The 472-nt window shown below is 43.2% G+C and carries 1 protein-coding gene; it reads left to right on the top strand.

The window, feature by feature from the left end:
- Positions 1 to 22: 22 nt before the first annotated feature.
- On the top strand, positions 23 to 472 hold a 450-nt coding region (locus CXF95_RS26325), incomplete at its 3' end, for an AAA family ATPase (protein ID WP_157828262.1).

The raw sequence follows: 472 nt of genomic DNA, 5'->3' as shown, positions 1-472 counted from the left end.
AAACAAACGAGGGTAGATTCGCATGAAAAAAAGAACAATTGTGCACAAAGTAAGAGATGCACTACGTGATACACCTGTTATCGCAATTATTGGCCCTCGCCAATCAGGTAAGAGTACGCTGGCTAAATCTGTGATGCCAAAAGGTGCGTCGGAGATCACTCTTGATGATGACAACATCAGAAGGTTAGCCATCAACGACCCCATCGCCCTAATTACAGGGCTAGGGAGACCGCTGCTAATTGACGAGTTTCAAAAAGCCATAAATCTAAGCTCCACAATAAAAATGATGGTAGATAACGATAGAGCAGCAGGCAGCTATGTCATCACTGGCTCAGCAGACCTAAATACTGTCCCCTCTAAAACAAGTAGTGGAACAAAAAATGAGAGTTATGACGCAAAGAGGGATTATGATTCTTTAGCTGGACGAATCGAATATATTACCTTACTGCCATTCACTCAGGCCGAAATTGCG

Origin of the sequence: Paraglaciecola sp. MB-3u-78 (assembly GCF_002835935.1) — a bacterium.
Lineage (GTDB): Bacteria > Pseudomonadota > Gammaproteobacteria > Enterobacterales > Alteromonadaceae > Paraglaciecola.
This window is presented reverse-complemented; position numbering and strand designations above follow the sequence as displayed.